General features: G+C 66.0%; 19 protein-coding genes. 9 read left to right on the forward strand and 10 right to left on the reverse strand.

Features of this window, described 5'->3' with window-relative positions:
- Nucleotides 1-6: 6 nt before the first annotated feature.
- From QU44_RS05290 to QU44_RS05300, 3 genes are read right to left on the reverse strand one after another with little or no spacing between them, the layout of a single operon-like run.
- Nucleotides 7-1,278 carry a DUF445 domain-containing protein gene (locus QU44_RS05290; protein ID WP_231621622.1) on the reverse strand — a complete coding sequence of 424 codons (1,272 nt, stop codon included), beginning with the start codon at nt 1,276-1,278 and terminating at the stop codon, nt 7-9.
- Nucleotides 1,279-1,309: 31 nt separating this feature from the next.
- Nucleotides 1,310-4,519 (reverse strand): efflux RND transporter permease subunit, encoded by a 3,210-nt coding sequence (locus tag QU44_RS05295; RefSeq protein ID WP_033920664.1) that lies wholly within the window; start codon nt 4,517-4,519, stop codon nt 1,310-1,312.
- Nucleotides 4,520-4,532: 13 nt separating this feature from the next.
- Nucleotides 4,533-5,720, reverse strand: a complete 1,188-nt coding sequence (locus QU44_RS05300) for an efflux RND transporter periplasmic adaptor subunit (RefSeq protein WP_033920665.1) — start codon at nt 5,718-5,720, stop codon at nt 4,533-4,535.
- A 294-nt stretch (nt 5,721-6,014) separates the two neighbouring features.
- Here QU44_RS05300 and QU44_RS05305 point away from each other — a divergent pair, with 294 nt between their 5' ends.
- Nucleotides 6,015-6,734 carry an SIMPL domain-containing protein gene (locus QU44_RS05305; protein ID WP_033920666.1) on the forward strand — a complete coding sequence of 240 codons (720 nt, stop codon included), beginning with the start codon at nt 6,015-6,017 and terminating at the stop codon, nt 6,732-6,734.
- Nucleotides 6,735-6,795: 61 nt separating this feature from the next.
- Here the strand turns inward: QU44_RS05305 and QU44_RS05310 are convergent, their stop codons facing one another.
- The 3 genes from QU44_RS05310 to QU44_RS05320 all read right to left on the reverse strand — a co-directional run bounded on the left by QU44_RS05310 (nt 6,796) and on the right by QU44_RS05320 (nt 7,848).
- Nucleotides 6,796-7,050, reverse strand: a complete 255-nt coding sequence (locus QU44_RS05310; RefSeq protein WP_033920758.1) for a GlsB/YeaQ/YmgE family stress response membrane protein — start codon at nt 7,048-7,050, stop codon at nt 6,796-6,798.
- 173 nt (nt 7,051-7,223) lie between these two features.
- The gene (gene sciP, locus QU44_RS05315) at nt 7,224-7,523 is read right to left on the reverse strand and encodes a CtrA inhibitor SciP (RefSeq protein WP_033920667.1); all 300 of its coding nucleotides are present in this window, start codon (nt 7,521-7,523) and stop codon (nt 7,224-7,226) included.
- 97 nt (nt 7,524-7,620) lie between these two features.
- Nucleotides 7,621-7,848, reverse strand: coding sequence for a hypothetical protein (locus QU44_RS05320; protein WP_033920668.1), 228 nt, complete (start codon nt 7,846-7,848; stop codon nt 7,621-7,623).
- Nucleotides 7,849-7,948: 100 nt separating this feature from the next.
- On the opposite strand from QU44_RS05320, the gene mnmA reads away from it, so the two are divergent.
- Nucleotides 7,949-9,064, forward strand: a complete 1,116-nt coding sequence (gene mnmA, locus QU44_RS05325; protein WP_033920669.1) for a tRNA 2-thiouridine(34) synthase MnmA — start codon at nt 7,949-7,951, stop codon at nt 9,062-9,064.
- Nucleotides 9,065-9,390: 326 nt separating this feature from the next.
- On the opposite strand, the gene QU44_RS05330 is transcribed toward mnmA, so the two are convergent.
- Genes QU44_RS05330 through pdxH form a run of 3 tightly spaced genes read right to left on the reverse strand, consistent with a single transcriptional unit; the run spans nt 9,391 to nt 11,719 of the window.
- Nucleotides 9,391-10,188 (reverse strand): PhzF family phenazine biosynthesis protein, encoded by a 798-nt coding sequence (locus QU44_RS05330; protein ID WP_033920670.1) that lies wholly within the window; start codon nt 10,186-10,188, stop codon nt 9,391-9,393.
- The gene (locus QU44_RS05335) at nt 10,185-11,132 is read right to left on the reverse strand and encodes a cation diffusion facilitator family transporter (RefSeq protein WP_033920671.1); all 948 of its coding nucleotides are present in this window, start codon (nt 11,130-11,132) and stop codon (nt 10,185-10,187) included. The genes QU44_RS05330 and QU44_RS05335 overlap by 4 nt, the downstream gene beginning before the upstream one ends.
- Nucleotides 11,129-11,719, reverse strand: a complete 591-nt coding sequence (gene pdxH / locus QU44_RS05340) for a pyridoxamine 5'-phosphate oxidase (RefSeq protein ID WP_033920672.1) — start codon at nt 11,717-11,719, stop codon at nt 11,129-11,131. The genes QU44_RS05335 and pdxH overlap by 4 nt, the downstream gene beginning before the upstream one ends.
- 265 nt (nt 11,720-11,984) lie before the next feature.
- Here pdxH and QU44_RS05345 point away from each other — a divergent pair, with 265 nt between their 5' ends.
- The 7 genes from QU44_RS05345 (at nt 11,985) to QU44_RS05375 (ending at nt 17,571) form a co-directional block, all read left to right on the forward strand.
- On the forward strand, nt 11,985-12,920 hold the full coding sequence (locus QU44_RS05345; RefSeq protein ID WP_033920673.1) for a DnaJ C-terminal domain-containing protein: 936 nt from the start codon (nt 11,985-11,987) through the stop codon (nt 12,918-12,920).
- 60 nt (nt 12,921-12,980) lie between these two features.
- The gene (locus QU44_RS05350; protein WP_033920674.1) at nt 12,981-13,931 is read left to right on the forward strand and encodes a YhjD/YihY/BrkB family envelope integrity protein; all 951 of its coding nucleotides are present in this window, start codon (nt 12,981-12,983) and stop codon (nt 13,929-13,931) included.
- Nucleotides 13,928-14,731, forward strand: a complete 804-nt coding sequence (fabI, locus tag QU44_RS05355; RefSeq protein WP_033920675.1) for an enoyl-ACP reductase FabI — start codon at nt 13,928-13,930, stop codon at nt 14,729-14,731. Before QU44_RS05350 ends, fabI begins: the two co-directional genes overlap by 4 nt.
- Nucleotides 14,732-14,867: 136 nt before the next feature.
- Entirely contained in the window at nt 14,868-15,122 is a 255-nt protein-coding gene (locus QU44_RS05360) for a DUF2442 domain-containing protein (RefSeq protein WP_197054248.1), read from the forward strand.
- Nucleotides 15,119-16,186, forward strand: coding sequence for a chorismate synthase (aroC, locus tag QU44_RS05365; protein ID WP_033920676.1), 1,068 nt, complete (start codon nt 15,119-15,121; stop codon nt 16,184-16,186). Before QU44_RS05360 ends, aroC begins: the two co-directional genes overlap by 4 nt.
- Before the next feature lie 205 nt (nt 16,187-16,391).
- Entirely contained in the window at nt 16,392-16,607 is a 216-nt protein-coding gene (locus QU44_RS05370) for a hypothetical protein (RefSeq protein ID WP_033920677.1), read from the forward strand.
- Nucleotides 16,608-16,749: 142 nt separating this feature from the next.
- Nucleotides 16,750-17,571: a hypothetical protein gene (locus QU44_RS05375; RefSeq protein ID WP_033920761.1), complete on the forward strand. Its 822-nt coding sequence runs from the start codon at nt 16,750-16,752 to the stop codon at nt 17,569-17,571.
- A 256-nt stretch (nt 17,572-17,827) separates the two neighbouring features.
- Here QU44_RS05375 and smc read toward each other — a convergent pair whose 3' ends face one another.
- A complete protein-coding gene (gene smc / locus QU44_RS05380; protein ID WP_033920678.1) occupies nt 17,828-21,235 on the reverse strand; it encodes a chromosome segregation protein SMC in 3,408 nt (1,135 codons plus the stop codon).
- Nucleotides 21,236-21,329 lie beyond the last annotated feature (94 nt).

A 21,329-nucleotide genomic window follows, 5' to 3' on the forward strand; every position in this document is an offset into this window, starting at 1 on the left:
GGCGGCTCATAGCCAGCCATCGATCGCATGGATTGCCAGCCCGACGATCCCGCCGACCAACGTGCCGTTGATCCGAATATATTGCAGGTCGCGGCCAACCGCGTTTTCCAGTCGACCGGTGATCGTCGCTGCATCCCATCCGCGCACGGTATCGCTAACCAGCCGGACGATCGCGTCGCCATAGTCCGATGCGGCACCCACGGCAGCGCGGCGGGCGAAGCGGTTGATCGTTGCCGCGAGCGCCGGATCGGATTGCAACGTGGTGCCCAGCTGGCGCAGGCCATCGCCCAGCCGCCCGGCCATCATCGCATCGGGATCGCGCGCAAGCTGCAACAGCCCGGCGCGCATCGTTTCCCACACGCCCTGCCACCAACTGCCAAGCGCCGGGTTTGCGAGCATTTCATCCTTGAACCGCGCGACCTTTGCCTGGGTCTCGGGGTCGTGCTGCAAATCATGCGCGAGCTGCGCCAGTCCTTCCTCGGCTTTGGCACGCAAGGGGTGATCGGGGTCGTCGGCCATCGCATGGACCAGCGTTTCCAGCCCGTCGATGATCTTGTTCGCCAGCGTTTCGTCGAGGCCCGTCCAGCGAAGGACCGCGCCCGCACGCTCCTGCACCATCGCACGGATCAGATGCTCGTTTGATTCGAGGATTCGCGCGGCCCAGCGGATGCTGCCGTCCATCAGCGGGCCGTGGCGGCCATCGGCGATCGCTGCGGCCAGCGCCTGTCCGAGCAGCGGGGCGACGTCGAGCCGGCGAAGCTGTCCCGACAGCGCCCCGCGAACCATCCCGCCCAAGCGATCCTGATCGAGCGATTCGAGCATGTTGGCAGCCAACCGCGCCGCGCCATAGCGCATCCGCCCGCCTGCCGCGCCAGTGTTTCCTTGCGTCAGCCATCGCCCCGCCGCGCCCGCGACATCGATTCCGCGCATCCGCTGTGCGACGACCCGCGGGATGAGGAAATTGTCCTTGAGGAACACCGCGAGCGTGTCGCCGATCCGGTTCTTGTTGCGCGGGACGATCGCGGTATGCGGGATCGGCAGCCCGAGCGGATGGCGGAATAGCGCAGTAACCGCGAACCAATCCGCCAATCCGCCGACCATCGCCGCCTCGGCGAATGACTGAATATAGCCCCAGGCGGGATGGCCGCTGACATTATACCGGGCAACCAGGAAAAGCCCCGCCATCGCCACCAGCAAACCGGTGGCGACGCGCCGCATCCGCACCAGGGCGGGCGGCGGGGTGTCGCCCGATCGGATGCTGGATGCGCGCAGACTCATCAGGGCCTTAATCCCCCAGCCGGGGGAAGGTTCACTCGGCTGGCTGGGTGCCGACGTCACCCTGGCCCGGGCGATACGGGATCCGCCCGCCCGGCGTGTGATCTAGCATCGGCCCGACGGGGTCGCCGTCGCCCGGACGATAGGTCAGCAGCCGCTTCGACAGGCGCGGGCCGACCCAGCGTTCGATCCCCACCGCCAGGCTGAAGGTGGCGGGAACGATGACCAGCGTCAAAATTGTGGAGACGATAAGGCCGCCGATCACGGTGATGCCCATTGGGGCACGCCATGATCCATCGCCCGACAGCGACAGCGCGGTCGGCAACATGCCGAAGACCATGGCGACGGTGGTCATCACGATCGGCTGCGCGCGCTTATGCCCGGCGTCGACGATCGCGGTGAACTTGTCGACGCCCTGTTCCATTTCCTCGAGCGCGAAATCGATCAGCAGGATCGAATTCTTGGCGACGATCCCCAGCAGCATCAACAGCCCGATATAGACCGGCATCGAAATCGGGTTGCCCGTGATCCACAGCGCGAGCAAGCCGCCCAGCGGTGCCAGCAGCAGCGATCCCATGTTCACAAAGGGCGGCATGATCCGCTTGTAGAGCAACACCAGCACCGCAAAGACCAACAGGATTCCTGAAATGACGGCGATGATGAAGTTGTTGATCATCTCGCCCTGCCATTTGGCCTGGCCCAGCGTCAGACGGTTCACGCCGATCGGCAGGTTCTTCATGGTCGGCAAGGCATCGATGGCCTTCATCGCTTCACCCGAAACGACACCTGGGGCAAGATCGGCACCGATCATCAGGCGGCGCTGTTGGTTGATCCGATCGATACGGGTGGGGCCGGCCCCGAAGCCGATATCGGCGACGACGCGCAGCGGCACCGATCCGCCCGCGTTGGTGGGCACTGGCAGATTCTCGATCGTCGACAGCTTCTCGCGTGCGTCCTCGCTCAGCGCGACGCGGATCGGAATCTGCCGATCGTTGAGCGAGAATCGCGCACTGTTCTGGTCGATGTCGCCAAGTGTTGCGATCCGGATCGCGCTGGACAGCGCCTGTGTCGTCACCCCCAGGCTGGCGGCAAGGTCGAGGCGCGGGCGAATGGTTATTTCCGGCCGTTTCATGTCGCCTGATACGCGCGGCGCAACCACCATCGGCAGCGTCGTCATTTCAGCCATGATCTTGTTGGCGGTGTCGTTCAGCACCACCGGGTCTTCGCCGCCCAGCGTAATCGACAAGTCCCGCCCGCCCGATCCCCAGCCCATTTGCGAGCGGAAGGCGACCCGCGCGTCGGGAATCTTGTTGAATTCGGGGGCGAGGCTGCGTTCGAACTCGACGCTGGTCATCTTCTTGTCTTCGGCCAGCATCGCGGTGACGCGGCCATTGCCGACAAAGGCGCGGGCATAGGTGTCGGTCACCACCGGCTGCGCCGCCAATATGTCCTTCACGCGATCCACCACCGCCTGGGTTTGCGCCAGCGTGGTGCCAGGGACCATTTCGATCGTCGCGGTTGAGTTATCCTGGTCCTGGGTCGGCTGGAACGTCTGCGGCAGCACCATAAGTAGCGCAGCAGTCGCCACCATCGCCACCGCACCAAGCCCCATCACCCACAGGCGATGGTCGAGCAATGGAGCCACGACGAAGCGATTGAAGCGGCCCTTTGCCGCCACCTGCCCGGCCCGATCATGGTTCAGTGACCAGCGGAGCAAACCGACATAGCGGTCCATCGCCCAGCCTTCGCCATGTTCGGCGTGGCCCTTTGCCTTCAAGAAATAAGCGGCAAGCATTGGCGTGATGAGGCGTGCGACCGCGAGGCTGACGAGTACCGCTGCTACAACGGTAAGGCCGAAATTCTTGAAGAACTGACCCGAAATGCCGGGCATCATGCCCACCGGCAGGAATACCGCGACGATCGCCATCGTCGTCGCCAGCACCGCCATGCCGATTTCATCGGCGGCATCGATCGATGCCTGATAGGCCGATTTGCCCATCCGCATGTGCCGCACGATATTCTCGATCTCGACGATCGCATCGTCGACCAGCACGCCCGCGACCAGGCTGAGCGCCAGCAGCGTCATCTGGTTGAGGGTGAACCCCATCAGGTCCATGAACCAGAAGGCGGGAATTGCCGAGAGCGGGATCGCCAGCGACGAAATGATCGTTGCGCGCCAATCGCGCAGGAAGAAGAATACGACGATAACCGCCAGAACCGCGCCTTCAATCATCGCGGTAATCGCGGTTTCGTACTGCGCCTCGACATATTTGACGTTGTTGAACAGCAGTTCGAACTGTACCTTGGGGTTGCGTTCGTTGAGTGCCTTCAACTTTTCCTGCGCGCCGTGAAAGACCGCGACGTCGGATTCGCCCTTGGCGCGCTTGATGTCGAAGGCGACGACCTGCCCGCCATTATATTCCGCGTTCGAGCGGCGCTCGGCGATGCTGTCGCGCACTTGCGCGATGTCGGACAGGCGGACGCTGCGGCCAGCGACCGGGATTTGGGTCTGGCCCAGATCATAGGCGGTCTGAGCGTCGCCGATCACGCGGACCGACTGTTCGGAGCCAGCGATTTCGGCGCGGCCGCCGGCGGCGTTGAGGTTCACCTGGCGAAGCGCCTGGTTCACTTGGGAAGCGGTGAGCCCCATTGATTGCAGGCGGGTAGGATCAAGAACGACCCGAATTTCGCGATTGACGCCACCGATACGATCCACCGCCGACAGGCCGGGGACCGAGAGCAATTCCTTGGCGACGGTGTTGTCGACATACCAGCTTAGCTGTTCGATCGTCATGTCGGGCGCGATCGCGGTGAAGCTGGCCATATCATTGTCGGTGGTGTTGGCGCGGAACACCTGCGGCTCAAGAATACCTTCGGGCAAATCGCCGCGGATCTGGTTCACCGCCTCGCGCACATCCTGCACCGCGCGATCGATCGGGGTGCCGATATTGAGCTGGATGACCGTCTGCGACTGGCCTTCGGTGACACTCGATTCGATTTGGTCGATGCCCTGCAGGCTGCGTACCGCCGCCTCGACCCGCTGCGTCACCTGGGTTTCGAGCTCGGTCGGGGCTGCGCCCGGCTGGCTGATGACGACGATTGCGACCGGGAAGTCGATATCGGGGTCTTGATTCACGTCCATCCGCATGAAGCTGACGATCCCCGCCAGCGTCAGCGCTACGAACAGGACGAGCGATGGCACCGGGTTGCGAATCGACCAGGCCGAGATGTTGCGGAAGTTCATGACAGATTGTCGCCTATCGCTGGAGCGTGGTCAGTTCGGGGTTCACCTTCTGCCCCGGCGTCAGGAACCCGCCGGCCGACAATACCACCCGCTCATTGCCTTCTAGTCCCTGCATAATCGAAACGCCGCGATCCGAAACCTCGCCAATCGTCACCGACCGGCGCGTCGTTTCTTGCTTATCGTTCAGCACATAGACGTAATTGCCCTGGTTGTCGCTCATGACCGCCGATTCGGGCAGCAAGGGTGCCACCGATCCGCCGGCGGTAATGTTGGCGCTGGCAAAGCCGCCGGGCCGCAGTGCGCGGTTGAACGGCAGGGCGATGCGCGCGATACCTTGGCGGGTCTGCGGATCGATCACCGGCGACACCTGCCACACTTCACCCTTGATCGTCAGATCGGTGCCGACGGGGGTGACGTCGGCGGGAACGCCGATTCTAATGCGCGCCAGATCGTTCTCGCTCATCTGCGCGCGCATTTCCATCTCGCCGTTCATCGCGATGCGAAACAACACTGCCTGGCCGCCGCTGACGATCTGGCCAGGTTCGACCGCACGATCGAGGACCAGGCCGGCAGCCGGCGCCCGAATGTCGAGCCGCTGGTTCCGCGCCCGCGCCTCGGCCAACTGCGCTTCCGCGACACTGACGCGCGCGCGCGCGGCATCGCGCGTGGCGGTGCGGCGATCGACATCAGCCTTCGACACAAAACCGCGCTCGACCAACTGTGCTGCGCGATCGAGTTCGGTCTGCGCGATCCGCGCATCGGCGCGGGCAACCTCGACGCCTGCGGCAAGCGACTGCGCGGTCTGGGTCTGAACCGACCGATCGACCGTGGCCAGTATCTGGCCGGCGCGAACCATGTCGCCGGGTTCGACCAGCACGCGGGTGACCACTCCGCCCTCACCGACGACACCGATCGGCATTTCGCGCCGTGCCGCCAGTGTTCCGGTACCCGACAAGATCGTCTGGATCGTCTGCCGACCGGGAACCGCGACCGTCACCGTTGGAATCTGCCCACTGCCACCGGCGGGAGCGGCCTTGTCGGCGGCGGCATCGCCAGAGCGACCCACGAAAAACCAAGCCGCCGCCGCAATGGCGATCGCCAAAACGATGGCGGCGATAACCCAGCCCCGACGCCTGGGCCCGACGACCTCGCCGGGCAGCAATCGCCCGTCACTCTCGATCGTCGAACTTTCGTACTGCATGCATCCACCCCTTGGCACTCGTTGCCGACCGATTCCGTCGTGGAATCAGCTGGCCACCTTGCGCTGTATTACAGAAATAACTCACCGGTCTCAAGCTACCGATTTCGTTGCGGCGAATTGCCTGTTATCGAAAGATTTCGCAAGTGAATGCCGTGTGCGCCACGGCTTCGTGACCATCACCCGCTGTTCGATCGTTGTTTCGAGGCGGAACCTATTTGTTCAGCTAAGGTTGGCCAGCGATAGGGCATCAGCTTGTCGCAGACACCACCAGATTGGAGACGAAAGTTGCGAACCATGATCCTCAGCGCTGCACTTCTGGGCGCGGCGTACGTGCCCACCGCTGCGCAGGCGCAGCTTACTGCCCCTATGCCCGTCCATGCGGTCCCCGCCGACGTTACGCTGCTCGACGTGGTTGCCGAGGGGCGCACGATTCGCGTGCCCGATCTGGCGATGATCGGTGCTGGCGTGGTGACTCAGGCTCCGACCGCCAGTGAGGCGATGACTGCAAATGCGGCGGCGATGGCGCAGGTGCTCGCTGCGGTGAAGCGCGCGGGCGTGGCTGATCGCGATGTCCAGACCGCATCGATGACGCTGAGCCCGCAATATCGCTATGGCGAGAACCAGCCGCCGATCCTTACCGGCTATCAAGCATCCAACCGGGTCAACATCCGCTTTCGCGACATTGCCAAGAGCGGGGCGATCCTAGACGCGCTGGTGAAAGCGGGGGCCAATCAGATCGATGGCCCTAATTTGACGCTGGCCGAGCCCGACGCCGCGATGGACGAGGCGCGCACCGACGCGGTGAAGCGGGCGCGGGCGCGGGCCGAGCTATATGCAAGGGCAGCCGGACTGCGGGTGGATCGGATCGTATCGATCAGCGAAAGCGATCGGATGGCAGAGCCGATGCCGGTGATGATGCAGAGCGCGCGGATGGAATCAGATGCGCGGACCAAGATCGCGCCTGGCGAGCAGGCGGTGGAAATATCGCTGAACGTTCGTTTCGCGCTTCGCTGAGCGGGTAACGAAAAAGGGCCGCCCCGCCGGGGCGGCCCTTTCCTGCAACAGCACCGCCGAATTAGCGAACGCGGCCGCGGCGGACCAGGTTGACGATCGCCAGCAGAATGATCGCACCGACCAGCGACGTCAGGAACGTCGTCATAGTGATGCCTTCATTGATCGAACCGTTGTTGAAGATCAGGCCGGCGATGAACGCGCCGACGATGCCGACGACGATGTTCAACAGCACACCCTGCTGCGCGTCGGTGCGCATCACCAGGCTTGCAAGCCAGCCGACGACGCCGCCGACGATAAGCCATATGATAAAGCCGATCATCTCAAATTCCCTCCGTTATCGCCTGGAAATAAGCCAGACGGACCGGGGGTAGAGACGAGCGACATCAAATAATGTTCCGGCTACGTTTTGACAGCGTCAGCGGAACTTTTTCACGACTTGCATTTGGCCGCTGGGGCCATTGGTTTCGAGCTACACAGCGATCCGACGGCTCAGAATTTGGTCTGACGTTCGTACAGCGAGCGATAATGCTGAATCCGTGTCACCCGAAGCCCCGGCATCCCCGACCGATCGATCGCCCGTTGCCAGCTCGCAAATTCCTCGACCGTCAGGTTGTAGCGTTCGCAAACCTCATCGACCGTCAACAGGCCGCCGTTCACCGCAGCCACAACCTCGGCCTTGCGGCGCACGACCCAGCGCGTGGTGCTGGGCGGCGGCAGCGTATCGAGCGTCAGCGGCTCACCGAGCGGTCCAATAACCTTTGCCGGCCTGATTTTTTGGTTTTCAATCATACTCAACCTCGATCGGGGCGGGGAGCCGCCGTCAACATCGCCACTAGGTACATCAAGCTTTTGAAGATCGACTGAAATCCCAAGGTAAATTTTGTCTTCATCTCCTGAAATCATGCGCCAACGCCGTTGCCGTAGCGGTGTTGAACGCTCCTTCGACCGGCACCGAGGTGGTGCCCGTCTTAGGTTGCAGCACTAATCGGGCCTGCAATCTGGCCGTGACGCTGCCCGCCTGCCGCCCGGTCGCCGCCGCCAGCAGCACCGCCAGGCCGCTGGGCAAGGGTGTGGCGATGACGGCCCGGTCGAACCGCGTGAAGCTCAGATCCATGACGATAACCCGATCATGCGACTTGGCTAGCGGCTATTGTTGAAGTTCAGGTAAAGGCGCGTTTTGCATCGACGAACCGCACACCTTATGTGACGGACCGATGATCGAAGCCGATTTCCAGCTTGGCGATACGCCAAATCGCACGCCGCGCATCGTCGTTGCCATGTCAGGCGGCGTCGACAGCTCGGTGGTTGCCGCCCTTGCCGCGCGATCGGGGGCCGAAACGATCGGCGTCACGCTGCAGTTGTACGATCATGGCGAGGCGGTGGGGCGCGCGGGCAGTTGCTGCGCCGGGCGCGACATTCGTGATGCCCGCGCCGTGTGCGACCGGCTGGGGATCGCGCATTATGTGTTCGACCATGAATCGTCGTTTCGCGAACAGGTGATCGACGATTTCGCCGACAGCTATCTGGCCGGGCGCACCCCGATCCCCTGCGTAAAGTGCAACATGGGGCCGAAATTCACCGACCTGTTCAAGATGGCGCGCGACCTGGGGGCCGATGCGCTGGCGACCGGCCATTATGTCCAGCGGGTGATTGGCGAGGGCGGCCCCGAACTCCACCGCGCGGTCGATCCGGCGCGCGACCAGAGTTATTTCCTGTTCGCCACCACCAGCGCGCAGCTGGATTTCCTGCGCTTTCCGCTGGGCGGTCTGCCCAAGGCGGCGGTGCGCGAGATGGCCGCCGAAATGGGGCTGGGGGTGGCGGGCAAGCCCGACAGCCAGGACATCTGCTTCGTCCCCGATGGCGATTATGCGTCGCTGGTCCGCAAGCTGCGGCCGCAGGCGGCGGCGGTGGGCGAGATCGTCCATCTCGACGGGCGGGTGTTGGGTGAGCATCGCGGGCTGGTCAACTATACCGTCGGCCAGCGGCGCGGGCTCGAGATCGGCGGGCTCACCGAACCGCTGTATGTCGTCCGGCTCGACCCCGAGACCAAGCGCGTGCTGGTGGGGCCGCGCGCTGCGCTGGCGGTGGCGGCGGCGCGGATCGAGGGGATGAACTGGCTGGGCGGCGACCATCGCGGGCCGCTGACCGCAAAGGTGCGGTCGATGGCCAAGCCGGTTCCAGCACGGCTCGAAGGCGACCAGGTGGTGTTCGATGCCCCCGAATATGGCGTCGCGCCGGGGCAGGCGGCGGTGTTCTATGCCGGCGAGCGCGTCCTCGGTGGCGGATGGATCGCCGAGACCGAGGGGGCCGGCATCGCCGCTGCAGCGTGAAGCGCGGACACGTTTCGTTCTTTTTCCCGTAAAGACCGTGATATGCTTCGGCTGCCGATACATTCGTCGGCATTGCAAGGAGTAAGCCATGTCGTTGACAGACTTGTGCATCTTCCTTGGCGTGTTGTTCGCCTTTGCGACCCTCATCCTGAAGGTCGTCGAAGTGGCACGCGACAAGTAGCACGACGGGCGGGGGGCGTATGACAGTGCGTCCCCCAAACGAATGAACCCCGACCGTGACAGCGGCCGGGGTTCGTATGCAAGGCAAGCCTTGTCGTTGACCAGCAAAACTTAGGCAATATTGGCGAAAAAAGCAAGAACGCGCGTCATAGGAAGAAACTCCCCTCGATCACCGTGACGCAGGTGCCGCGCAGGATCACGCGCGCGCCGTCGACTTCGCAGTCGATCCGGCCGCCGCGCTGGCTGGCCTGGAGCGCGGTGAAACGGTTGCGCTTCAGGCGCTTGGCCCAATAGGGAGCGATCACCGCATGTGCGCCGCCGGTGACGGGGTCTTCGTCGATGCCGGCGGCAGGCGCGAAGACCCGGCTGACCACATCGGCCGTATCGCCGGGGGCGGTGACGATGTTGAGCGTGTCGCCGATCGCCGCGAGCGCTGTGAAATCGGGCTGAACCGCCAGCACCGCGGCTTCATCCGCCAGCACGATGACGCCATAGCCATTGGGGTGCCACAAGCTATCGACCGGGCGACTGACGCCGAGCGCCTTGACCATCGGCGTCATGTCGACGCTTTCGGGCGGATAGGCGGGCAGCGCCATGGCGAGGCCGTGATCATCCTCGCGCACTTCGAGCACACCCGCCTTGCGAGTCAAGAAGCGCACCCATTCGCGGTGGAAATCGGTGTGGTTCAGCACATAATGCCCCGACGCCAGCGTGGCGTGGCCGCACAGCGCGACCTCCACTGTCGGGGTGAACCAGCGCAGCAGATAATCGGCCTGTTCGTTGCGGTCGGGCACCAGGAAGGCGGTTTCGCTGAGATTATTCTCGGCGGCGATCGCCTGGAGCACCGGATCGTCGAGCCAGGCATCGAGCAAAATCACCGCCGCCTGGTTGCCGGCAAAGGGGCGGGTGGCAAAGGCGTCGATCTGGGCGAAAGGCAGTTTCACATGCGTTTCCCGAACCAATGGGGGGTGACGTCGGCCTCGACCAACGGATTGTCGGTATCGACATGCCCCTGCGGATCGAGATGGATCAACACCTCGACCTTGGGGTGGCTGTGCCGCAGCGCGCGCTCGACATTTTCGACGATGTTGTGCGCGGCGGCGACGGTGAGCGCGGGATCGACCTCCATGTGGAATTGCGCGAATTCATGCGCGCCCGATCGGCGGGTGCGGAAATCGTGAATCCCCATCAGCCCGGGCTGGCGCGCGGCGACTTCGATGAAAGCGGCGCGCTGGGCCTCTGGCCATTCCTTGTCCATCAACTGGTCGATCGCGTTCGACGATGCCTTGAACGCCCCCCAGCCGAGCCACAGCGCGATCGCGATGCCGAACACCGGATCGGCCCAGGTGACGCCGGCGAACTGATCGAGCGCGAGCGCCCCGATGACGGCGGCGTTGAGCAGCACGTCGGATTGATAATGCATGTTGTCGGCCATGATCGCGACCGATCCGGTGCGGTGGATCACGCGGCGCTGATACAGCAACAACAGCGCGGTGGCGGCGATCGCGATGACCGATACGCCGATGCCGAATTCGGCGTCGGCGGTGCGCTGCGGCGACTGTAGCGCCAGGATCGCGCGCCAGCCGATCGCCAGCGCCGATGCGGTGATGAGCGCCACCTGGAACAGTGCCGCCAGCGCCTCTGCCTTGCCATGGCCGAAGCGATGATCGTGGTCGGCGGGTTCGCCGGCGAGCTTGACGCCGTACAATGTTACCAGGCTGGCGAGCAGATCGAGCCCGGTATCGGCCAGGCTGCCGAGCATCGCGACCGAGCCGGTGTGCCAGGCGGCGAACGCTTTGAGCGCGAGGAGGAACATCGCCATGGCGACGCTCGCCAGTGCGGCGCGCATCGCCAGCGGAATGAAGCGGCGGCGCTCCTCGATCGTCATGGGTACAGCATGCCTTCGCTCCAGCCGTCGCCCGAGCGCTGGAACAGGTGGCGTTCGTGCAGCCGGTGGGCGCGATCGTTCCACAATTCGATCCGCGCAGGCACGACGCGATAGCCGCCCCAGAATGGCGGGCGCGGCACGTCGGTGCCGTCGAAGCGTGCCTTCACTTCCTCGAACCGTGCTTCGAAGGTGGCGCGATCGGCGAGCGGGCGCGACTGGTCGCTGGCCCAGGCACCGAGCTGTGAATCGCGACTGCGGCTGGCGAAATAGGCGTCCGATTCGGCATCGCTCACCCATTCGACATGCCCCTCGACCCGAACCTGGCGACGAAGGCTTTTCCAGTGAAAGAGCAAGGCGGCGGTGGCGTTTTCCTTGAGCTCGCCGGCCTTTCGGCTGCCGCGATTGGTGTAGAAGACGAAGCCGCGATCATCATGCCCCTTGAGCAGCACCATCCGCACCGAGGGGCGACCGGCGGCATCGGCGGTGGCGAGCGCCATCGCGGTCGGGTCGTTTGGTTCGCTGGCGCGTGCCTCGTCCAGCCAGGTGCTGAAGGTGGCGATCGGGGAGGCGGCGGTGGCCGTATTCATGGGTGATTCGCCCTCGGAAAGCTACAAAAGCTACAGTACGTACCCCCTGGGTTGCCCATTTCCGCGGTCGGCGCATGGCGGCGGCGCAAGCAAGGGCGGGCGGGAGCGCGTTGATGCGGCATATCACCCTTTAGCGCAACGAGCCCGCTGTAGGACAGCCCCGGCGATAGGGCGGTATCGCCCATGCAACAACGATCGAGCGGAGGGTTTGCGAATCCGCCATGCTTCGCCCATTTAAGGCAGCGACCAACAGACGGGAAAATACGTGGCCGATCCTTATGCAGCCCTGGGCGTTTCGCGCGGTGCGAGCGCCGATGAAATCAAGAAGGCGTATCGCACGCTAGCAAAGCAACTGCATCCCGACCGCAACAAGGACAATCCCGCCGCCACCGAACGCTTCGGCAAGGTGACGCAGGCCTATGACCTGCTGACCGACAAGGACAAGCGCGCGCGCTTCGATCGCGGCGAGATCGATGGTGACGGCAATCCGACGTCGCCGTTCGGCGCGGGGCCGTTCGGCCAGGGCAATGGCGGCGGCGGGTTTCGGCCCGATTTCGGCGGCGGCAGCGATGGCGATATCGGCGATATATTCGAAGGACTGTTCGGCGGGCGCACCGGCGGCGGCGGGGGCGGGGGCGGTTTTTCGGGCGGATTCGGTCGGCGGCCGCCGCCGGCCAAGGGGGCGAATGCGGCCTATCGGCTGGCGGTGCCCTTTGCCGATGCGGCGACGCTGGCACCGCAGCGCATCACGCTGGGCGACGGCAAGACGATCGACCTGAAGCTGCCCGCCGGGGTCGAAAACGGCACCCAGATGCGGCTGGCGGGCAAGGGCCAGCCGGGGGCGGGCAGTGCCGGCGATGCGATCGTGACGATCGAGGTGCAGCCGCACCGATTCTTTACCCGCGATGGCGACGACATACGGCTCGATCTGCCGGTGAGCCTGGCCGAGGCGGTGCTGGGCGGGCCGGTGCGCGTGCCCACCCCCGATGGCGCGGTGATGCTGACGGTGCCCAAGGGTTCGACATCGGGCAAGACGCTGCGGATCAAGGGGCGCGGATTCCACAAGAAGACCGGCGGGCGCGGCGACGAACTGGTGACGCTGATGATCGACCTGCCCGCCGACGATGCAGCGCTCGCCGCGTTCGTCGAGGAATGGGAGGGTCGCGACAAGGGCGATCCGCGCGCGCGGCTGGGGGTTTGAGATTTGGGGACAGGCCCTCACCCTGTCGCGCCTGCGCCGGAAGGGTGAGGGCCTGTCGCGGTGACTGAGGTTCCCCCGCCGCAATATACCCCCGAAGCCCGCGCCAAAAGCGGGGTGCGGCACCGGCTCGAATCGCTGGGCATCCATCAGCGTTTCATCGAAGTGACCAAGCGCGTCGCGATGGGCACGTTCGACGATGGTTTCATGCATGCGGGCAATCTTGCCTATCTGTCGCTGCTGACGCTGTTTCCTTTTTTCATCGTCGCGGCGTCGATCGCGCAGCTATTCGGCCGCACCGGCGATGGGGTGCAGGCGCTCGATGCCTTTTTGCGAACCGTGCCGCCCGATGTCGCGCGATTGCTGCAACAGCCGATCACCGATGTGCTCGCCGCGCGCGCGGGATCGCTGGTGTGGTTCGGTGTGATCGTCGGGCTGTGGACCACGGCGAGCTTTGTCGAAACGGTGCGGCTGATCCTGCGCCGCGCTTACGGCGTCACCATGTCGCGCCCCTTTTGGGAATATCGGCTGGGATCGGTGGGGCTGATCCTGGCATCGGTGATCCTGGTGATGCTGGCATTCAGCTCGCAGGTGATCCTGACGGGTGCCGAAACCTTTATCGCGCAGTTGCTGCCCTTTGCATCCGATGCCGCGCGGATCGTGTCGCTCAGCAAGATCGCGCCGGCGATCGCGCTGTTCGGGGCGCTGTACATGCTGTTCTATTCCCTGACGCCCGCGCAGTGGCGCTGGTCGAAATGTCCCAAATGGCCCGGCCCGTTGCTGGTGGCGATCTGGTGGAACGCCACCACCGCGCTGCTCCCGCCGACGCTGGGGTTGCTGGGCAATTACGACCGCACTTATGGCAGCCTGGCGGGGGTGATGATCGCGCTGATCTTCTTCTTCATCATCGGGCTTGGACTGGTGATCGGGGCCGAGCTGAATGCCGCACTGGCGGAAGTGCCCGAAACCGGGCTAGAGGACGCGCCAAACGACGAGGAGGCGGTCGCGCCGTGACTGGATTGATGCAGGGTAAACGCGGGCTCATCATGGGGCTCGCCAATGAACGGTCACTGGCTTGGGGCATTGCCAAGCAGCTTGCCGAAGCCGGGGCGGAGCTTGCCTTCAGCTATCAGGGCGAGGCGCTGGCCAAGCGGGTGAAGCCGCTGGCGGCGCAATTGGGATCGGATTTCCTGTTCGATTGCGACGTGTCGGACATGGCCGCGCTCGATCGCGCGTTCGAAACGCTCAAGGAACGCTGGGACACGATCGACTTCGTCGTCCACGCGATCGGCTTTTCGGACAAGAACGAGCTGCGCGGTGCCTATTACGACACCAGCCTCGACAATTTCCTGATGACGATGAACATCAGCGTCTATTCCTTCACCGCGATCGCGCAGCGCGCGCAGGCGATGATGCCCAATGGCGGATCGCTGGTGACATTGACCTATTACGGCTCGGAAAAGGTCGTGCCGCATTATAATGTCATGGGGGTGGCCAAGGCCGCGCTCGACATGTCGGTGAAGTACCTCGCGATGGACCTGGGGCCGCGCAACATCCGCGTAAACGCGATCTCGGCGGGGCCGATCCGCACGCTGGCGGCAAGCGGGATCGGCGATTTCCGCTATATCCTCAAATGGAACGAGCTGAACGCGCCGCTTCGCCGCAACGTGACGATCGAGGATGTCGGCGGCGCGGGGCTGTATCTGTGCAGCGACCTGGCGAGCGGCGTGACCGGCGAGATCCACCATGTCGATGCCGGTTACAACGTGATCGGGATGAAGGCCGAGGACGCACCGGATATCGCGTTGGCTTGAGCGGGGCACAGGCGATGCCAAGCTATGGCTTTATCCAGAGGTAGTGATCGCCTATACCAACGGCTTCGACGCTCGAACCCAGCGATGGCTCATCGCGCAGTGGCCGCGCGGCGAGAGGAGATCGTGAGCGCGTGGCATGAGCATTTCGGTACAGGCGACCAAAGTTGAGTTCGACGACGACCAGATGTGGGTGCATCTGAGCGACGGACGGACCCTGGGCGTACCGCTTGCCTGGTATCCGCGGCTGCTGAATGCGCTGCCTGCCGACCGCGCCAAGGCCTGGATCAGCCCCAGCGGGTTGCATTGGGACGAGATCGACGAGGATATTTCGATCGCCGGGTTGCTCGCCGGGCGGGGGGACATGGATCAGGCGCCGCGTTACGCCGCATGAGCTACAATAGTTTCGGCCGGGTATTCCGGTTCACCACCTGGGGCGAATCACACGGCCCCGCGATCGGCGCGGTCGTTGATGGCTGCCCGCCGGGGATCGCGCTCAGCGAAGCCGATCTCCAGCCCTTCCTCGACAAGCGCCGGCCGGGGACGTCGCGCTTCACGACGCAGCGGCAGGAGCCCGATGCGGTGCGTATCCTGTCGGGGGTGTTCGAAGGGCGCAGCACCGGCACGCCGATCAGCCTGATGATCGAGAATGTCGACCAGCGATCGAAGGATTATTCGGAGGTCGCCAAGGCGTATCGCCCCGGCCATGCCGATTATGCCTATGACGCCAAATACGGCTTTCGCGACCATCGCGGCGGCGGGCGATCTTCCGCGCGCGAGACCGCGATGCGGGTGGCGGCGGGCGCAGTGGCGCGGCTGGTGATCCCAGAGGTGACGATCACCGCCTGGGTCGAGGCGATCGGCGGCGACGCGATCGATCCGGCGCGGTTCGACGCCGGCGAGATCGGCCGCAACCCGTTCTTCTGCCCCGATCCCGAGGCGGCCAAGCGCTGGGAGCGGCTGGTCGACGAGGCGCGCAAGGCGGGATCGTCGCTGGGCGCGGTGATCGCGTGCGAGGCGACGGGGGTGCCCGCGGGCTGGGGCGCGCCGCTCTATGCCAAGCTCGACAGCGAATTGGCGAGCGGCATCATGTCGATCAACGCGGTGAAGGGCGTTGAGATCGGCGACGGTTTTGCCGCGGCGGCGCTGCGCGGCGAGGACAATGCCGATGCGATGCGCCCCGGCGCCGGTGCGCCGACCTTCCTTGCGAACCACGCGGGCGGGATTGCGGGGGGCATAGCGACCGGCCAGCCGATCCGCGTGCGTGCGGCGTTCAAGCCGACCAGTTCGATCCTCACCCCGGTCGAGACGATCGACCGCGAGGGCAACGCCGCCGAGATCGCGACGCGCGGGCGGCATGACCCGTGCGTCGGCATTCGCGGGGTGCCGGTAGTCGAGGCGATGGTCGCGTTAGTGCTCGCGGATCAAAAATTGTTGCATCGGGCTCAGTGCGGCTGAAGTGATGCCCTGGTCATCGCAAGACTGAGCTAAATCAAAGACGAACTGAATTTCGACGTGCGACCAAAGCCCGATCGCGCCGTTCTATGCTCACCGTTTTCAACCACGGAGAGCAACAATGCGTACCAAGATCCTAGCAAGCATGATGATCCTTTGCGGTTCGACCGCAGCAATTGCCCAAACCACGCCAATGCAGACTGCCCCAATGCAGACTGCGCCCGGCCAGACGATGGAAGGCAGTACGGTGGATCAGGCGATGGAGCGCCAGACCACCCCGACCGATCCGACGATGCCCGATTCGATGCCCGACACGACGACCGATTCGACGATGCCGACCGATCCTACGAGCCTCGACAATTCGCCATCGACCGATGCGGAAACCCCCGGCGAAACACCGACCACCACGCCGCCCCAGGGTTGAGCGTAATAACTATGGAAAGGCCCGGTGGTTCGCCGGGCCTTTTTTTTGGCTGATCGTCGGGCCTATGCTGTTGGTGCAGCGGCGATGGGCACAAAGCTGGCAAGAAGCGGAACTGTCATCTTTGCGCGCTACCTTTACATTCATGCACTTCGATCTGCTCCAGTCGATCGGCCTGGCCGGCGATGCCGCCACCCCCAATGACGACCGTGCCGGATGCGGCGACACCCTGGCCTGGATGATCGACGGGGCAACCGATCTGGGACCGCCGGGGCTACTTGGTGAGCGCGGCGGCGCGGCGTGGCTGGCGAGCGTGGCCGATGCGGCGTTTGCCGCGGTGGCACCGGGATCGGTTGCGCGGGTGTGTAGCGATGTGTTCGCGGTGATCGAGCGGCGCTATCGCAGCGAGCATCGCCGCGAACCCGAAGGCGCGTGGGAATTGCCGAGCGGATCGATGCTGGCGGCGTCGATCGTCGGCGATCAGCTCGATTGCGGCTGGATCGGCGATTGCGCGGGATTGCTTCGGCATGGCGACACGGTGCGCTGGATCGGCGCGGCCCCCGACCGATCGGGCGAGCGCGCGCAGGCGGCGGCGCTGGGCGTCGGTATCGGCGCGGCCAAGCAGCGCGCGCCGTTGGTCACCGCCGATCGCCGCGCGGCGCGGGGCCGGCCCGGTCGGCGGGTGCTGGGCGTCGATGCCGGGCGATCGCAGACGGTGCTGACCAGCGCGCGCCTGCCGCTGGCGCGCGGCGACATGGCGTTGCTGATGAGCGACGGGTTTTCGGCGCTGGTCGATGCTTATGGTGCTTATGACGGCGAGGGGCTGATGGCGGCGGTCGAGGCGCGCGGGCTGGCGGCGCTGGCGTGCGAATTGCGCGGGATCGAGGCCGAGGATGCTGCGTGCGTGCGCTTTCCGCGCTTCAAGCGATGTGACGATGCGACGGCGCTGTGGGTGCGGGTGGGGTGAGGCAGTGATTGCACGCAAAGGCGCGAAGCCACGAAGAAGATAGAGGGTCGCGCCGCGGCGCAGAGTGCGCGGAGGTAGGGAAGCGATCCTGGGCTATCGACGCTATGGTATGCTCGACAGCGGCTTCTCTCTCTCCGCGTTCTCTGCGCCTCTGCGCGAAAAATCTCTGCGCCTTCGCGTGAAAACCTTTTAGCAACGACCCATCTGCCGCAACGCTTGCAGCAAGAGCGACCGCTCTTATCACCACACCGGCAGGTTACTCCGCCGCAAGCAGCCCCTCGGCGCTGCCGAGATCGACCGATACCAGCCGCGATACCCCGCGTTCGACCATCGTGACGCCGAACAACCGGTGCATACGGCTCATCGTCGCGGCATTATGGGTGACGATCAGATAGCGGGTGTCGGTTTCGCGAGTCATCACCTCGAGCAAGTCGCAGAAGCGATCGATATTGGCATCGTCGAGCGGGGCGTCGACTTCGTCGAGGACGCAGATCGGCGCGGGATTGGTGAGGAACAGCCCGAAGATCAGCGCGACGGCGGTGAGCGCCTGTTCGCCGCCCGACAGCAGCGTGAGCGATTGCAGCTTCTTGCCCGGCGGCTGCGCCATGATCTCCAGCCCGGCTTCGAGCGGATCGTCCGAATCGATGAGTTCGAGATGCGCCTCGCCGCCGTCGAACAGCGTGGCGAACAGCCGGCGGAAATGGCCGTCGACCGCCTCGAACGCCGCGAGCAGCCGCTGCCGTCCCTCGCGGTTGAGCGTGCCGATCGAGCCGCGCAGCCGCGCGACGGCTTCGCCGAGTTCGGCGCGCTGGCGGGCGTTATTGGCGCTTTCGGTTTCGAGCTCGGCGAGTTCGCTGTCGGCGATCAGATTGACCGCGCCGATCCGCTCGCGTTCGGCGACCAGCCGGTCGTGCGCGGCGGCTTCGTCGGCGGGGGTGCCGACGCTGGCCGAGGCGAAGCCTGCGCGCTCGGGGAGCAAGGGCGGCGGGCATTCGAAGCGCTCGCCCGAGACGCGGCCGAGTTCGACGCGGCGCAATTGCTGGTTTTCGGCGCGGGCGGCAGCGCCGGCGCGGCGTTCGCGCGCTTCGCTCAGGGCTTCGGCGGCGTGGCGTGCGGTATCTTCGGTAAGGCGGAGCGCGGCTTCGGCGGCGCGTTCGGCGGTGGCGAGGGTTTCTGCCTGCGCGCGCGTGGTCACGGCGGCGATGGTGGCCTCGTCGATCGCCAGCGCGAGCGCGACGGGTTTGTCGGCGAGCGTTGCCGTTTCCTGTGCAAGGTCGGCGGCGCGCTTGTCGAGGTCGGCGATCCGGCGTGCGGCTTCGCCCGCGCGGGCGCGCCAGCCTTTGGCTTCGGCGGTAGCGACGGCTTGGCGTTCGCGGTCCTGCGTCAGCGCGCGGTCTAGCGTGGCGCGTTCGGCGCGAGCGTTCGCGGCGGCGGCGCGGCGTGATTCGGCTTCGCCCGATAGTTTCGCGACGGCTTCGCGGGTGGCGGTGCCATCGGGGAGCGCGGTGATCGCCTGGGCGGCATGGGTTGCCTCGCCCTGGGCCTCGTGGAGATCGGCTTCGACTCGCTGGCCGCGCGAATCGAGATCAGCGCGCTGTGCGTCGAGGCGTTCGAGCTGGCCCGCGGCGCGATCCTCGGCGCGCGCCATTTCGCGTTCGGTGCGGTCGGACTGGTCGAGCACGCGGCGAGCATCGGCGGCGGCGCGGCGCGATTCGGCGATGACCGCCTCGATCCGCGCGAGTTCGCTATCGGCGCTGTCGACCGCGCGGAGGGCGGCGGGGCGCAGCGCCGCGATCGCGCGCAGCCGGCTGATCCTCTCGAGCCGTTCGGCAGCCGCTGCACCGCCGCTTTTGGCGACATAGCCGTCCCAGCGGCGAAGTACGCCGCTCAAGGTCACCAGCCGCTGGCCGACCGCGAGCTGCTGGCCGCTGTCGGTGTCGGCGACGAGGATCTGCGCGAGGCGGCGCGAGAGGGCTGGGGGTGCTTCGACATGCGCGGCGAGCGGCGTCGTGCCCTGCGGGGGCGGCGGATCGGCGGCGTCGATGTCGGCCCCGGCCCACCAGCGTTCGGCGGTGGCGTCTAGCCCGGCTTCGAGATCGTCGCCGAGCGCGGCGGCGAGCGCGCGTTCATAGCCCGGTGCAGGAGCCACCGAATCTAGCAGGCGCACGCGCCCGGTGGGGCGGGTCGCCTTGGCGAGCGCGGCGGATTCGCTGTCGAGCGCGGCTAGTTCGGCATGCGCCGATGCCCGAGCCGATTGCGCGCGGCCGCGGGTGTCGATCGCGCCGCGTTCCTCTGCATCGGCCTGCGCCAGCGCGGCGCGCGCGGCTTCGGCGTGACGGGCGGCCTGGGCGCGGGCATCGGCGGCGCGGGTGCGCTCGGCATGGAGCGGGGCGGCGTCGCCGAGCGCCTGTGCCTCGGCGGCGATGCGCGCGCGGTCGCGGGTGGCGCGATCGAGGCGGGCGCGGGCGGCGGCGAGCGCGGCTTGGGCGACGCGAACCTCGGCTGCTTCTTGCGCCTGCGCCGAAAGTGCCTGGGCGAGCGCGACTTCGGCATCGCGCGCTTGGCGTTCGGCTTGCGCGAGCGTGGTGTCGAGCGTGGGGATTCGTTCCGCCGTCTCGGCAATCCGCGCATCGAGCGTTTCGCGTTCGGCGGCGAGGCGCGCGATCGCTTCGGCGGCGTCGCTGGCGAGCGTGCCTTCGCGGGTGCGGTCGCCGGTCAGCCGCTGCGCGCTGGCGCGCAATTCAGCCAGCCGCTGGGCGATCGTGGCCTGTTCGGTGCGCAGCGTGTCGAGCCGGTGGCCGGCCCCGGTGGCGGCATCGCGCGCGGTTTGTGCGGCGGTGCGCGCTTCGCCGAGCGTCGTGGTGGCGGCGGTCTGATAGGCGGCGGCGGCGCGCTGTGCCTCGGCGCGGTCGATGACCAGCGTTTCGGCCTCGGCAGCTTCGCGCTTGGCGAGATCGGCGGCGGCGGCGGCGTCGCGCCAGCGCGCGAAGATCATCCGCCCCTCGGCAGTACGGATTTGCTCCGACAGCGCGCGATAACGCTGCGCCTGGCGCGCCTGGCGTTTGAGTGCGGCGGCGCGCGCGTCCTGATCGGCGATCAGTTCGTCGAGGCGAAGCAGATTGGCCTCGGTCGCGCGCAGCCGTTGCTCGGCATCCTTGCGGCGGACGTGGAGTCCGGCAATCCCTGCGGCTTCCTCGAGCATCGCGCGCCGCTCGGCGGGGCGCGCGGCGATGATCGCGCCGATCCGCCCCTGGCTGACCAGAGCGGGCGAATGTGCGCCGGTCGCCGAATCGGCGAATAACAGGCCGACATCCCTGGCGCGGACGTCGCGGCCGTTGATCCGATAAGCCGAGCCTGCGCCGCGTTCGATCCGGCGGACGACTTCGACCTCGTCATCCTCGCCCACCCCTTGCGCATGCAGCGCGACTTCGGCGAAGTCGCGGGCGGGGCGGGTGGCGGTGCCCGCGAAGATGACGTCCTCCATTCCGGCACCGCGCAGCGACCGCGCCGAGCTTTCGCCCATCGCCCAGCGAAGCGCCTCAAGCAGGTTCGACTTGCCGCAGCCATTGGGGCCGACGATGCCGGTAAGGCCGGGTTCGATCCGCAGGTCGGAGGGATCGACGAAGCTTTTGAAGCCGGTCAGGCGGAGGCGGGTGATCCGCATTCAGGCTTGCTCACGCGGGCCATAGCGCACCGTCATTCCCGCCTGCACGGGAATGACGGAGCGAGGGGGGCTGAAGGAAGACCCACCCAATCGC

The organism is Sphingomonas sp. 37zxx, from assembly GCF_000786205.1.
Lineage (GTDB): Bacteria > Pseudomonadota > Alphaproteobacteria > Sphingomonadales > Sphingomonadaceae > Sphingomonas.